Below are 14,194 nucleotides of genomic sequence, written 5' to 3'. Positions count from 1 at the left end.
CACTTTTGAGAGTGTCTTTTTTTATACGAGCATTTTGTAAATTTTTGTTGTTAAAATTGTAAATTTTCAGATTTGATGGAAGGGGCCATGCTATACTTTTTATAGTAAAAAAACAATTTAGGGGGCAGTTGTATGAAAAAAGCTTGGACAGCGAAAACTGTTATTGCAGCAAGTTTATTTTTGCCAACGATGGCGGAGGCGGCAGAGGATACTGTGAATTTACGTATAATTGAGACATCCGATATTCATTCCAACATTATGAACTACGACTATTATAAAGATTCGGCTACAAATGCGTATGGATTGTCCAAAGCGGCGGCACTTATAAAACAGCTTCGCGGCGAGTCCCAAAACAGTCTTTTATTCGACAATGGGGACTTAATTCAGGGCAGCCCTTTAGGAGATTATGTTTATAATAATGGGCTCATGAAAGAGGGATATATTCATCCTGTTTACAAAGCGATGAATCAGCTTAGCTATGATGCGGCAACGGTCGGGAACCATGAATTTAACTATGGACTGGATTTTTTAAATACAGCTCTTAAAGGCGCGGATTTTCCTTATGTAAATGGGAATGTTTACAATACGGACGGCAGCCCTTACTTTACTCCTTTTGAAATTCTGGAAAAACAATTAAAAGATGCAGATGGTGAAGTACATAACATTAAAGTCGGAGTAACCGGTTTTGTGCCGCAGGCTATTATGAGTTGGGACGCGAAGCACCTGGAGGGCAAACTGGTTGTCGAAGATATTGTAAAATCAGCCAAAAAGGTTGTACCTGAAATGAAAGCGGCCGGAGCAGATATTATCGTTATCCTGTCTCATTCCGGCATTGCCGACTATGATCAAAACGGCAGCATGAAAGCCTATGCAGAAGGCATTGAAAATGCTTCTTATTATTTAAGCGAAATTCCAGATGTGGATGCTATTTTAACAGGACACCAGCACTTAAGCTTCCCTAATGCAGCAAAGCCATCGTTTCCGGATGGCAACGGCATTGACAATACAGAAGGAACGATCAACGGGGTTCCAGTCGTGATGCCGGGTTCATGGGGAAACAATATCGGCCTGGTTGAACTCCAGGTTGAAAAAGTCAATGGGAAATGGGATGTAACAGAAGGAACATCCACCTTAAAGCCGATCACCTCTGGGGAGCAAACAGCTGAAGCGGACCCTGAGATCACTGAGTCTGTTAAAGCAGAGCATGAAGCAACCATTTCTTACATGGAAACACCAGTGGGCGAGCTTCAAGGAGACTTAAACACATATTTCGGCCTTGTACAGGATAATGCAGCGATGGAAATTTTAAATCGCGCGCAGACATGGTATGTTGACAACGCGCTGAAAGGCACTCAGTACGAAAAGCTGCCGGTTCTTTCTGCGGCGGCACCATTTAAAGCGGGACGCGGCGGAGCAGAAGATTATACGGATGTAAAGTCAGGCACTATTGTGCTGAAGAACATTGCCGATTTATATTTGTACGATAATAATGTTATAAATGCTGTAAAAGTAAACGGCGCCGCTTTAAAAGAATGGCTTGAGTGGTCAGCCGGACAATTTAATACGATCGATCCGGCTAAAGAAGAAGCGCAGCCGCTGATCAATTCAGACTTTCCAACGTACAATTTTGATGTGATTGATGGAGTAACATATGAAATTGATGTAACGTCACAGCCAAAATACGATAAAGGGCAAAATCTTATTAATGAAGGAGCCAATCGTATTAAAAACCTCAAGTATAACGGGCAGACAGTTACGGATAACATGGAATTTATCGTCGCTACCAACGACTATCGGGCAGCCGGCAGCAAGCTGATGAATCCAGGCGGTATAAATACAGTTTTAAAAGCGCCCGATTCCAACCGTCAGGCAATGATGGATTATGTGAAGGAGTTCAAGGAAATTGATGCATCGGTCAATAACAACTGGACATTTGCCAAAACCAATGCAGTCGCCACGTTTGCTTCCAATCCAAAAGCGGCGGCACTGGCGAAAGAAACGAACAATATTACGTATACAGGTGACACAGATGAAAAAGGCTTTGGGCTTTTCGAGCTTGACTTAAGCAAAGGTTCCTCAAGTGGCGGCCAGTCATTTAAAGATGTTCCTGCTGGCCATTGGGCTTCTCAGTATATTAAGTCACTCACAGATGCAGGAATCATTAAAGGAAAAACCAGCACAGTATTTGATCCGGCAGGCAATGTTACACGCGGTGAATTCGTAAGCTTTATTGCCCGTTCCATGAAGTGGACTGCTTCTAAAGAAGCGCCTTTTGCAGATGTGGGCGGAGCCTTGAAAAAGGAGATAGCAGCTGCATACGAAGCGGGTATTGTAAAAGGAACAACAGAAAAAACATTTGAACCGGCAAAAACGATTACGAGGGCAGAAATGGCCGTTATGCTTGTCCGGGCATATGAAAAAGAGCATGGGAAAATCAAGGAAAGCGGCTCTATGCCGTTTCAGGATGTTTCACAGTACAGCAAGTCTGTGCAGGAATCCATTCACAAAGCATATCAGCTGGGCTTGATGGAAGGAACAGGAAGTGAGTTTAAGCCAGGCAGCACAGCAATCCGCGCTGAAGCTGCAAAGGTTTTATTCCTGCTCAATGAGAAATAATTGCCCGCAGGTTAAGAAAAAGAAGGATGATTAAAACGTTTGTCAGCATTCTTATATGACACCTGTCATATAATCAGCATGACGGGTGCTACTGCACAAAGTATTTTCCTTCCGCTATACTAAAGCTACAACTTAAGCGGAGGGACTTTTATGAGCAAAGAACATACAAAGATTTTACGAAAACAAGTAGCTCCCTATGAAAAATCAAATACACAAAAAAGCGTTTTTCAACTAATTAATACGATCGGACCATTTTTATTGGTCTGGTATCTGGCGTACCAAAGTTTATCTATTTCTTATTTCTTGACGCTTGGCCTGGCAGTAATAGGTGCGGGCTTTATTACACGCATCTTCATTATTTTTCACGACTGCTGCCACCATTCGTTTTTTAAAAACCGGAAACTCAACCGGTTTATCGGTACACTGACAGGCGTGCTGACATTTTTCCCGTATGAACAATGGCAGCGCAGCCACAACATCCATCATGCGACAAGCTCCAATTTAGACAAACGGGGCACAGGAGATATGTGGATGATGACAGTAAATGAATATTATGAAGCGCCGCTAAAAACGCGCATCGCTTATCGCTTATACCGAAATCCGTTTATTATGTTCGTTATCGGGCCAGTTTGGGTGTTTTTAATTACAAACCGCTTTAATGTAAAAGGAGCGCGGAAAAAAGAGCGGGTAAATACGTATTTAACCAATGTGCTCATTCTTGCAGGCGTCCTATTCATGAGCTGGCTTGTGGGCTGGCAGGCTTTTCTTCTTGTACACGGACCAATGTTCTGGATCGCCGGTGCTATCGGTGTATGGCTGTTTTACGTTCAGCACACATTTGAGGATTCGTATTTTGAAGAAGATGAGCACTGGAGCTATGTAAAAGCAGCGGTGGAAGGAAGTTCCTTCTACAAGCTGCCAAAACCGCTTCAATGGATTACCGGCAATATCGGTTTTCACCACGTTCATCATTTAAGCCCGCGTGTGCCGAATTATCAGCTTGAAGATGCCCACTCAAATTCGGAGCCTCTTCAAAATGTGCCAACGATTACACTCTGGACGAGTATTCAGTCTGTAAAATTCCGTTTATGGGATGAGGCACAGGATAAGTTTATTACCTTTAAAGACGCGAAAAAATTGTACGGGGCATTTAATAAGCGAAACGCGATTAATTAATGAAAAGCCGTTCTCACTCGATGAGGATGGCTTTTTTATGTTAAAATAAGGGCAAAAAGGTGTTGTATGAAAAGAAAATTTGCATCGCTTCAAAGAAGCTCAGGCTTGTCTCCTTATATATGGAGTATTTTAAGCTTTTTACCGTTTTATTTTATTTTCCAGTCTTCTTCAACAAGTGAAATTGTCATTGGCATCACACTAACTATTTTATTTTTTATCAGTTTTCGTTTCGCCTTTTTATCATCAAGATGGCCGGTTTATATATGGGCATGTATCCTGGTTGCTATTTCCGTCACCATGACCATTCTCTTTCAATTTATTTATTTTTCATTTTATATCGCTTACTTTAATGGAAGCATCCGTAATCGAGCTGCATTTATAGCCGTTTACGTTGTTCATTTAGTCAGTACAATTGCTTCTATTAACTACAATATTGTCGTTCAGCATCCACTGTTTATCCAGCAGCTGCCCATTATCGTGGTTGTGTTCATCAGCATTATTTTACTGCCATTTACACTATACAATCGAAAAAAGCAGGAAAAGCTTGAGACGGAGCTGCAGCTGGCCAATAACCGGATTTCAGAATTGGTCAAGCAGGAGGAGCGCCAGAGAATTGCCCGCGACCTGCATGACACGCTTGGCCAGAAGCTATCTTTAATCGGGCTGAAAAGTGATTTAGCCCGTAAGCTGATTGAAAAGGATCCAGAAAAAGCAAGGAATGAACTTTTAGATGTCCAGCAGACAGCACGGACGGCGCTGAACGAGGTAAGAAACCTTGTTTCTTCCATGCGGGGCATCAGGATAAATGATGAAATAGTCATCGTTCAGCAAATGTTAAAAGCGGCACAAATTGAATATACGGGAGATTCAGCCTTTGAGCTGGAAAAACCATCACTGTTTGTAGAAAACGTTTTGAGTATGTGTATGAAAGAAGCAGTCACCAATATCGTGAAACACAGCCAGGCATTTTCATGCCACATTCAAATTGAACAGCTGGAGGATTCAGTCCGTATGACAGTGAAAGATGATGGAATTGGCTTGAATCGTCAGGATATCGGAAAAGGAAGCGGGCTTCCAGGCATGCGTGAACGGCTTGAATTTGTAAATGGTACGCTGAAAATCCAAAGTGGAGATGGTACGACGCTTGTGATGACAGTGCCAAATAACGTGACGCAGCACGACGGGGAGGTAAGAACATGATTCGAATTGTGATCGCTGAAGATCAGCGAATGCTTCTTGGAGCGCTTGGCTCGCTGCTCAATTTAGAGGAGGATATGGAGGTGGTCGGTCAGGCGGCAAATGGGGAAGAAGCTGTCAGGCTCGTGCGTGAATTGGATCCGGATATTTGCATCATGGATATTGAAATGCCGCTTAAGACTGGACTTGAAGCGGCTGAAGAGCTAAAAGGCGGTTCTTGCAAGGTCATTATTTTAACAACTTTTGCCCGAACTGGATACTTTCAGCGTGCATTGAAAGCAAAGGTGAGCGGTTATTTATTAAAAGACAGCCCGAGCGAAGAGCTTGCCAGCTCAATCCGCAGTATTATGAATGGACGAAAGGTCTATGCACCTGAGCTGATGGATGATTTTTACAGCGAGGAAAACCCATTGACAGAGAGAGAAAAAGACGTGCTCTCTCTAGTGGCGGAAGGAAAGGACACAGGAGAGATTGCAAAAAAGCTAAATTTAAAAAATGGGACAGTCCGCAACTATATCTCGACTATTTTTGATAAATTAGAAGTGAAAAATCGAATTGAAGCGATTTCCCAGTCAAAAGAAAAAGGCTGGTTTAAGTAATCCGTTTGTAAAACAGCAGCTGCTTTTAAACGTGCCCAGGCACGTTTTTTTCTTTGAAAAGAAATGATGGTCGATGTTTGTTCATAGGATAGAAAAGCGGAAAAAAGAGTGAAAAGGAGGACAAGTGATGAGTTTATTTTTAGGGATAGGAATTGCAGTAGCCGGCTATTTTATAGGAGACGGACTGAAGAACTGGAAAAATCCATCTGAAAGAAACTTTCTGGATCATTTTAAAGTAAGAGAGCAGCCGGAGCTGATTGAAGCAGGAGAGGTGCATCGTTTTATCGGCACAATGAAAGGAGATACGAAAGCACTGCTTGAAGAACATCCAGACATTCCTTCCATCAAGATAAACAGAAAGATTTACTTTTCCCGAACGATGCTGCGCGAGTGGCTGTCCACCCAGAAGTTTCGTTCTAATTGAGCTGGGGAATTTAAATAAAGCAAATCGTATAAATTGGTTTTATCTGCCCAAGATAAAAGAAAAGGAGGGATAAGGTGGATAGAGACTTGACATTAGCTTTAGGAAAAGTGCTTGGCAGGATCTACGAAGTGCAAAATCATCAAGGAATCAGCACCGTAGATAACGGCCATATTTATGGGCTGCTACACGGATTTGAAGAAGCGTTAGCAATAGAGTTTGAAAACTTAAAATTTATCAGCAAAGAAGAAGCAGCTGTGGTTTCTGAATATTTTTCTCCTTATATAAATGCAGAGACGGAAACAGATGACCTTCCTCCATACGACGAGATGCGTTCATATATGAAAGAGCATGGCATTGAGCCAGAGCGGTTTATTACTATTTTGCGTTATTTGAATGCATCCGACAGGCTGAATGTAGACGTGAATCAATTTGGCGACTTTAAATTAACGCGCGGCAATGAAGAAAGCGGCTAAGCATCCCTTTTAGGATGCTTTTTTTTCATTTAATTTTCACCTTTCATCGTTATGCTGAACAGGCAATTATCGATAAAGGACGTGTAAACAATGGAGCAGGAAATAAAAAAGTGGAAAAAGCTGATGCTTATTCATAAGTTTGCGCTTGATGAAGTGAATACAAAGCTGCAAATTTTAAATGAAGAATTCCAGCACATTCACCAGTACAATCCGATCGAGCATATTAAATCACGATTAAAAAACCAGGAGGGAATCGTTCGAAAATTAGAAAGAAAAGGGCATGCCGTCACCCCGGAAAATGCAAGACGCCATGTTCACGATATAGCGGGTGTCCGTATTACATGCTCATTTACCTCTGATATTTATCGTGTCGTGCAGATGATTCAGCATCAGCGGGATATCCAAGTCGTCATATTAAAAGATTACATAAAAAACGCAAAGCCAAACGGCTACCAGAGCCTGCATTTAATTGTTGAAATTCCTGTGTTTCTCGCTGCATCAACGGAAAAAACATTGGTGGAAATCCAAATCCGAACCGTTGCGATGGACTTTTGGGCGAGCCTGGAACACAAATTATTTTACAAATTTGAGAAAGAAATCCCACAGGCACTCGGGCGGGAATTAAAAAGTGCAGCTGAGACGATGAAAGTGCTTGATGAAAAAATGGAAGCGATCAAGCGCGAAATGGATTTTGTTAAACAGGGCGGTACATTTTTATAAATAAAATCACTTGAAAACGGAATCTCCGTGAGAAAAGCTGCTTTTCACCGTTTTTTCACTTTTCTTTTTTATACTAGCGCTAGAATATAAAGGTTAGGAGCGAGAAGATGAAGTTTTTAAAAAGCGGCAGGACATATTTATGGGCAGGCATTATTGCTGTTGTGGCGGCGGCTGGCTTCTTTTTTGCGACAGCGGGAAGCAGTGCGGAGACTGTTGCGGAGGTTGGCGGCGCCAAAATTACTAAAGATGATTTATATGATTCCCTCGTGGAAATGTACGGCGCAGATGCAACTGAGTCACTTATTGCCGATAAAATTGTTGAAAAAGAAACTGTAAAAGAAAAAATAGAAGTAACGGACAAAGAAATTCAAGAAGAGCTGAATGCGGCGATTGAATCTTACGGCGGTGAAGAAGCCTATGCATCAGCCTTAGAATCAAGCGGTATGACCGAAGAGGATATGAAGGAAGATATCAAGGCTTACTTGCAGACAGTCAAGCTGCTTGAGCCACGGATTGAAATTACAGATGAAGAAATCAGCGCCTATTTTGAAGAAAATAAGGATACCTTTGCTACGCCTGAACAGATAGAAGCCAGCCACATTCTAGTGGATGATGAAAAAACGGCCAATGAAGTAGCAAAAAAGCTTGCCGATGGCAGTGATTTTGCCGAGCTGGCGAAAGAATATTCAACCGATACAACGAGTGCAGAAAACGGCGGGGAGCTTGGCTTTTTTGGAACGGGTGAAATGGTTGAACAGTTTGAAAAAACTGCTTTTGCTATGAAAGTCGGAGAAATAAGCGATCCAGTGAAAACAGATTACGGCTACCATATCATTAAAGTTACGGATAAGCAGGAAGCCAAAGCTGCAAATTTAAAAGACAGCAGCGCGGAAATTAAAGAGACGTTAACACAAGAGAAGCTCTCGACGGAGTACACTGCCTGGCTGGAAGAAAAGAAAGAAGAATATGATATTTACAATTCATTTGAGTCGTGACCTTGTCATTAAAGACAAGGTTTTTTTGTCAGAAAAGCTGTTTTATTTTACAAATACGGGTAAGAAATAAAGGAGACAAAATAGTTGAGAAGAAAAGCGCAGAAGACGTATAATGAGGAATCACAAAGGCCATACTGAAAAGTATTTCCAATAAAAAAGGGAGGAACAAGAAAAAGAAAATGAAGATAATCGCCACCATTTTTAGTCTTGTAGCAGCTTGTGTGGCAGGATTTGCGATCTGGATCTACTATCCGCAATATCAAATAGAGCAGTTAAAAGAAGGACCTCAAACGCTTGCTAGTGAGCGGAAAGACACATATATTGAGTATTTTCGTAAAGTTGATAAGCCTGTGCTTTACCACGTTGCCATTGGTGATTCGGTTATTAACGGGTTTGGCGCGCATCCAAAAGAAAACCTCGTTAAAGCATTTTCAGAAAACCTCGAGTCATCTATCCACAAAGAAGTACAGTTTCATAATGAAGGAATTAATGAAATTACAAGCCGTGAATTAAATGATCTTGTTCAAAATGGACAATTTGATAAGCAGATTCAACAGGCAGATATTGTGACAATTAATATAGGCGGGAATGATATTTTGCAGCTTGGGTTTGAAGAAGGATTTTATGAGGCAGTTCAGTCGTTCGATTCTCTTCAAAAGGAGTTTAGCGCAAATCTGGCTGATATTATGGGCCGTGTACACGAATTAAATCCAGAAGCAACGGTTTTATTGCTTGAACTATATAATCCGCTCGACAAAGACTTTGAATTGTATACATTGGCGAGCCGGTTTTTGCCGCGCTGGAATGTCCAATTTTATGAGATGGCATCAAATTATGATAATGCCGTTGTGGTCGACACGACAGAAGTAATCAACAGTGAAAAGCCGCAGAACTTGTCAGATGACGGCATACATCCGAGTGCTCTCGGCTATCATGCGATTGCGAACCAAATGCTAAACGAGCTTCAACAGAAAACAAGATAAGCAGCCTCCCGCAGGCTTTCCCATTGTAAAGAAAGCCTGCAGCTGATATGATCAACCGTAAGGAGGGATACTTTGAAACCAAAGCGGCTGACAAAGTCAATGAAAATTGCATTGGGGTGGGATGGAAGCGCTTCATTATTTGATCTTGACATGATGGCGATTCTGGTGGATAAAACCAATTCCGTTCTTTCGCATGAGCATGTTGTTTTTTATAACCAGTTAACGGCTATGAACGGTGCCGTTCTTTTATCAAACGACAACCAGACAGGAGCGGGAAGCGGCGACGACGAGGAACTGTTTATCCAGCTTTCCATGCTGCCGGCATTTGTCGATAAAATTATTATTGCCGCGGCACTTCATCAATCAGGGGATCGGGCATTTCGTGATGTAAATGAAGCCTTTGTACGGATGATCAACGATGAAACAAAAGAAGAGATTGTACGCTATGAACTCGGAGAAGATTTTTCGGATGCTGCGGGTGTTGTCGTTGGCGATGTGCGCCGGGCAGAAGATGGATGGCGGATTGTATTAACGGCAGGCGGTACGAGAGGTAACTTTCAGGATATTTGCGGCGCATACGGGCTGACAGATTTTCCGGAAAGCTTTTTTAATAAGAAAAAATCACTGAATAAATTAACACTATTGGATATAACGAAGCCATTTTTTTGAAAAAAGGGCTTCTTTTTATTTGTTTTTATTAATTAAATCGTGTACGATTTAATTGTAGGCGATTTAATTAATAAATAAGGAGAGTTTACCATGAAACCTATTTATGAAACAACAATCATCAATACAGGCGGTCGTAACGGAGAAGTGCATTCCCCAGATAATATTTTCAATCTGGACGTTGAAAAGCCGGCAGCACTCGGCGGCAATGCGACAACAGCAACAAATCCAGAGCAGCTGTTTGCAGCGGGGTACAGCGCATGCTTTAATAGTGCGCTTGAACTTATGCTGGAGCAAGGGGGAGTAAACTTTTCGAGCAGCGAAGTAACGGCCACAGTTTCGCTTTATCCTGATAAAGAGAACAAAGGCGTTAAACTTGGCGTTAAGCTTGAAGTAACGGTTGAAGGTATAGACCGTGCCACCGCAGAAGAGTATGTACAAAAAGCCCACCACTACTGTCCTTATTCCAAAGCGATCAACGGCAACGTTGAAGTTGATCTTTCAATTAAGTAAAGGAGGAATGAAAATGGCAACCGTGTATGATTTTGATGTAAAAAAACCAAATGGAGAAATGGTGCCGCTCAAGGAATATGAGGGGCGGCCGCTGCTTATTGTGAATACAGCAAGCAAGTGCGGGTTTACGCCCCAGTTCGGGGGCCTTCAATCATTGTACGAAGCATACAAAGACAGAGGGCTGGTAGTGCTTGGCTTTCCGTGCAGCCAGTTTAATAATCAGGAATATGATGATATTAATGAAACAACGGAGTTTTGCCAGGTGAATTACGGCGTGACGTTTCCCATCTTTGCAAAAGTCGATGTGAATGGTGAAGGAGCGGATCCTTTATTTATTCATTTAACATCAGAGAAAAAAGGGATGCTGTCTAAAAAAATCAAATGGAATTTCACAAAGTTTCTGATTGATCAGAATGGCCAGGTTGTTGAGCGTTATGCTCCCCAGACAAGCCCAGAAAAAATTGAAGAGGATATTCAAAAGATTTTGTCATGAAGGATTTTTTATCACTGGACAGCCAGCTTTGCTTTGCAGTATATGAAACGGCCGGAGAGTTTACTAAACTGTACACAAGTGCACTCCAGCCATTCGGCTTAACGTATCCGCAATACCTGGTGCTTCTGTCGCTGTGGGAGAAAGACGGCGTAACAATGAAAGAGCTTGGTATGCGGCTTCGTCTCGGAACGGGAACCCTGACACCGATGGTTTCACGCATGCAGGAAAACGGATGGGTTCGAAAAGAACGTTCAAAAGAAGATGAACGCAACGTTTTTATTTATCTGGAGGAAACAGCACGCCGCAGCCAGGAAGCAATTACGGAACGAATCAAAGAGGAAATCGAGCTTTGTCATATTAGCTTATCTGAATACGAGGAACTGATGAAGAGGCTGAACAGCCTGCATCAAAAACTGAAAGAACGGACAGGATCCGCCGGTGCTTAGCGTGCCGGCGGTTTTTGTATTTAGGGACATTTTTGATGTGGGGCAAGCATATCGTATTATAGGAAAGGGTGATGCGTATGTGCGGCATAACAGGCTTTGTACAATTTCAGCGGGAGCTTGTCAATGAAAAAGAAACCGTCCGCCAGATGGCGCAGACACTTGTAAAAAGAGGCCCTGATGATTTTAATGTTTGGAATTCCCGTCATGCGGCTTTTGGCCACACACGCCTTGTTGTGGTAGATCCGGCCGGAGGTGTTCAGCCAATGACACGGGGGCTGTATACCATCGTTTACAATGGCGAGCTGTATAATACGGAAGATATTCGGCGGGAACTCCTTAAATGCGGCCACTCATTTCAAGGGCATTCTGATACAGAAGTGCTTCTTTATGCATTTATCGAGTGGCGGGAACAATGCCTGGAACGGCTAAATGGTATTTTTGCTTTTGGTGTATGGGATGACAGCCGCCAGGAGTTATTTATGGCTCGTGACCGGCTCGGTGTTAAGCCGCTGTTTTATACAGAAAAAAATGGAGCTTTTATTTTTGGCTCTGAAATAAAAGCACTGCTTGCCCATCCGGATGTAAAGCCGGAGCTGGATCAGGCCGGCTTAATGGAACTGATTGCGCTCGGGCCGGGAAGAACTCCGGGGCAGGGAGTGTTCAAAAATATAAAAGAATTACGCCCGGCGCATGCACTAACGGTAAAACGGGACGGTCTCCGTATTTGGCGGTACTGGAACGTACAAAGCACCCCGCATACAGATTCAATTTCAGATACTGCCCTGCGTGTCCGTGAGCTTCTGCAGGACGCAGTCACCCGCCAATTAACCGCAGACGTGCCGGTTTGTACCTTTTTGTCCGGCGGTGTAGATTCGAGTGCCATCAGCGCCTTTGCGGCCGAGTTTTTTGATCAGCCGCTTCACACTTATTCAATTGAATACGAAGACAACAGCCGCTTCTTTAAAAGCAGTCTTTTTCAGCCGGGTGAGGATAAGCCGTGGATTGAAAAAGTACAGAAGCACATCGGTTCCGTACATCATACAAAAATTATTGATCACAGCACACTTGCCGATGCTTTAAAGGAAGCCATGATTGCAAGGGACCTGCCGGGAATGGCAGATGTCGATTCCTCTTTGCTCTGGTTCTGCCATGAAATAAAACGGGATTTCACAGTCGGGTTATCGGGAGAATGCGCTGATGAATTATTTGGCGGCTACCCCTGGTTTCACCGAAATCAGCAGGAGGAAGGATTCCCCTGGATTACTTCGATGAAAGAAAAATCGCAGCTGCTGAATGATAGGTGGCAGCAGGTTCTCCCTCTGGAAGAATATGGGCGGGAGCAAAGCCGGAAATTACGTGATGAAGTACCGCTCCTTGATGGCGAACCCCCTGCGGAATGCCGTCGCAGAGAGTTATTTTATTTAAATATGGTATCATTTATGGCCGCTCTTTTAGAACGAAAAGACCGAATGAGCATGGGGGCAGGCCTTGAAGTACGTGTGCCGTTTGCAGATCATCGGCTTGTGGAGTACGTCTGGAACATTCCGTGGGATATGAAAACAGCAGACGGACGGGAAAAGGGGATTTTACGAAAAGCGCTTGACGGCATTCTGCCGCCGGATGTGCTTTACCGAAAAAAAAGCCCGTACCCGAAAACTCATCATCCTGCTTATACGTCTGCTGTCTGCGCTATGCTGCAGGACATCTTAAAAAAAGATTCGCCGCTGCTGCAATTCTTTTCCAAAGAAAAGCTGGAAGAACTGGCACGGACCGGCGGAGCTTCTTTTCAGTATCCCTGGTTTGGCCAGCTGATGACCGGCCCCCAGCTTGTAGCTTACTTTATTCAGATGCATTTTTGGTTTGATGAATACTCTGTGAGATTTTATAACAAGTAAGATGTTTTTTATCCAAAATTGAGGGAATATAGAAAGCAAATAAGAAAGGAGTGCTGAACGATGAAAACAAATAAAGTAACATGCCTGTATAAAACGGGACATGGAGAGTGGAAGAAGGGCGAATCGTTTGAAGAAGAGTTAAAGCTCGGCGAAGGCACTCACTTTCATATCAAGTGCGGCGAGACGTCCAAGTTTTATGAAATGGTATCCGACCGTTATATATCGGACCGGAAAGACCGCAAAAAAACATTCTACAAATTCGAAACGCCGGATGGCTGCAAAGCAGGAAACCGCTGCTTCAGCGTTGCTTATATTGACCACCGGAATCAGGATATTACTTTCGATATTCACAGTGAATAAAAACACATTACTTGCTATTATAAATAAAACAGGGTTATTCCAGCTGCCTGCTTGGAATAACCCCTTTTTTTATAAATTAAGGAGTGTTTATTGTTTTTACGCTTACTTTTACATCAAGAAGCGTCTGGCTGCCTCCTCTGTAAATTCCTTGAAGCGGGCTGGCATCTGTGTAATCACGGCCGCTGCCCACCCGGATACGGAAAAATTTTATGTTAATCGTCAAAATTTTATGATAAATTAGTAAAAGAAATTGAAAGGGTGAGAGCTATGATTGAAATAAAAAATGCCAGTATTGTAAAAAAAGCGAATATTTATTTTGATGGAAAGGTGACAAGCAGAACGGTTTTTCTGCAAGATGGAACGAAAAAAACGCTTGGTATCATGATGCCGGGAGAATACGAATTTGCAACGGACTTAAAAGAGGAAATGGAAATATCCTTCGGGAAGCTTGAATACAAACTGGCAGGAGGAGAATGGGAAACAATTAATGGAAGCGGTATTTTTTACGTACCGGCTAATGAGTCTTTCCAGTTAAAAGTACATACAGTTGTAGACTACTGCTGTTCCTACTTATCAGAATAGAGAAAAAGAATATTTTTATAGAAAACGCCTGTTAATCAGGTGTTTCAGCTTGTAGA

General features: G+C 42.7%; 16 protein-coding genes. All 16 read left to right on the top strand.

Annotated elements, in window-relative coordinates; translation table 11 throughout:
- Positions 1–132: 132 nt before the first annotated feature.
- On the top strand, positions 133–2,616 hold the full coding sequence (locus tag VP98_RS10270) for a bifunctional 2',3'-cyclic-nucleotide 2'-phosphodiesterase/3'-nucleotidase (RefSeq protein WP_046175277.1): 2,484 nt from the start codon (positions 133–135) through the stop codon (positions 2,614–2,616).
- 150 nt (positions 2,617–2,766) lie between these two features.
- Positions 2,767–3,792: a fatty acid desaturase gene (locus VP98_RS10265; RefSeq protein ID WP_046175276.1), complete on the top strand. Its 1,026-nt coding sequence runs from the start codon at positions 2,767–2,769 to the stop codon at positions 3,790–3,792.
- A gap of 66 nt (positions 3,793–3,858) precedes the next feature.
- Entirely contained in the window at positions 3,859–4,992 is a 1,134-nt protein-coding gene (locus tag VP98_RS10260; protein WP_046175275.1) for a sensor histidine kinase, read from the top strand.
- Positions 4,989–5,588 carry a response regulator transcription factor gene (locus VP98_RS10255; protein ID WP_046175274.1) on the top strand — a complete coding sequence of 200 codons (600 nt, stop codon included), beginning with the start codon at positions 4,989–4,991 and terminating at the stop codon, positions 5,586–5,588. Before VP98_RS10260 ends, VP98_RS10255 begins: the two co-directional genes overlap by 4 nt.
- A 127-nt stretch (positions 5,589–5,715) precedes the next feature.
- Positions 5,716–6,012 carry a hypothetical protein gene (locus tag VP98_RS10250; RefSeq protein ID WP_046175273.1) on the top strand — a complete coding sequence of 99 codons (297 nt, stop codon included), beginning with the start codon at positions 5,716–5,718 and terminating at the stop codon, positions 6,010–6,012.
- A gap of 86 nt (positions 6,013–6,098) precedes the next feature.
- Complete coding sequence (locus VP98_RS10245) at positions 6,099–6,485, top strand: PDDEXK family nuclease (RefSeq protein ID WP_046175272.1); 387 nt, start codon at positions 6,099–6,101, stop codon at positions 6,483–6,485.
- A gap of 90 nt (positions 6,486–6,575) precedes the next feature.
- Positions 6,576–7,205 carry a GTP pyrophosphokinase gene (locus VP98_RS10240; protein WP_046175271.1) on the top strand — a complete coding sequence of 210 codons (630 nt, stop codon included), beginning with the start codon at positions 6,576–6,578 and terminating at the stop codon, positions 7,203–7,205.
- Between the two features lie 107 nt (positions 7,206–7,312).
- Complete coding sequence (locus VP98_RS10235; protein WP_046175270.1) at positions 7,313–8,200, top strand: peptidylprolyl isomerase; 888 nt, start codon at positions 7,313–7,315, stop codon at positions 8,198–8,200.
- A 179-nt stretch (positions 8,201–8,379) separates the two neighbouring features.
- Positions 8,380–9,183 (top strand): SGNH/GDSL hydrolase family protein, encoded by an 804-nt coding sequence (locus tag VP98_RS10230; protein WP_046175269.1) that lies wholly within the window; start codon positions 8,380–8,382, stop codon positions 9,181–9,183.
- A 72-nt stretch (positions 9,184–9,255) separates the two neighbouring features.
- Entirely contained in the window at positions 9,256–9,852 is a 597-nt protein-coding gene (locus VP98_RS10225) for a TerD family protein (protein WP_052712204.1), read from the top strand.
- Between the two features lie 90 nt (positions 9,853–9,942).
- On the top strand, positions 9,943–10,362 hold the full coding sequence (locus tag VP98_RS10220; RefSeq protein WP_046175268.1) for an organic hydroperoxide resistance protein: 420 nt from the start codon (positions 9,943–9,945) through the stop codon (positions 10,360–10,362).
- A 13-nt stretch (positions 10,363–10,375) separates the two neighbouring features.
- Complete coding sequence (locus tag VP98_RS10215) at positions 10,376–10,855, top strand: glutathione peroxidase (RefSeq protein ID WP_046175267.1); 480 nt, start codon at positions 10,376–10,378, stop codon at positions 10,853–10,855.
- Entirely contained in the window at positions 10,852–11,301 is a 450-nt protein-coding gene (locus VP98_RS10210) for a MarR family winged helix-turn-helix transcriptional regulator (protein WP_046175266.1), read from the top strand. The genes VP98_RS10215 and VP98_RS10210 overlap by 4 nt, the downstream gene beginning before the upstream one ends.
- A 77-nt stretch (positions 11,302–11,378) precedes the next feature.
- A complete protein-coding gene (asnB, locus tag VP98_RS10205) occupies positions 11,379–13,196 on the top strand; it encodes an asparagine synthase (glutamine-hydrolyzing) (RefSeq protein WP_046175489.1) in 1,818 nt (605 codons plus the stop codon).
- Between the two features lie 60 nt (positions 13,197–13,256).
- Entirely contained in the window at positions 13,257–13,556 is a 300-nt protein-coding gene (locus VP98_RS10200) for a hypothetical protein (protein WP_046175265.1), read from the top strand.
- A 267-nt stretch (positions 13,557–13,823) separates the two neighbouring features.
- On the top strand, positions 13,824–14,138 hold the full coding sequence (gene ppnP / locus VP98_RS10195) for a pyrimidine/purine nucleoside phosphorylase (RefSeq protein WP_046175264.1): 315 nt from the start codon (positions 13,824–13,826) through the stop codon (positions 14,136–14,138).
- Positions 14,139–14,194 lie beyond the last annotated feature (56 nt).

It is taken from the genome of Domibacillus indicus (assembly GCF_000970685.1).
GTDB classification, from domain to species: Bacteria; Bacillota; Bacilli; order Bacillales; family Domibacillaceae; genus Domibacillus; species Domibacillus indicus.
The sequence above is the reverse complement of the archived record's forward strand: the minus strand, read 5'-3'. Positions and strand labels throughout refer to the sequence as shown.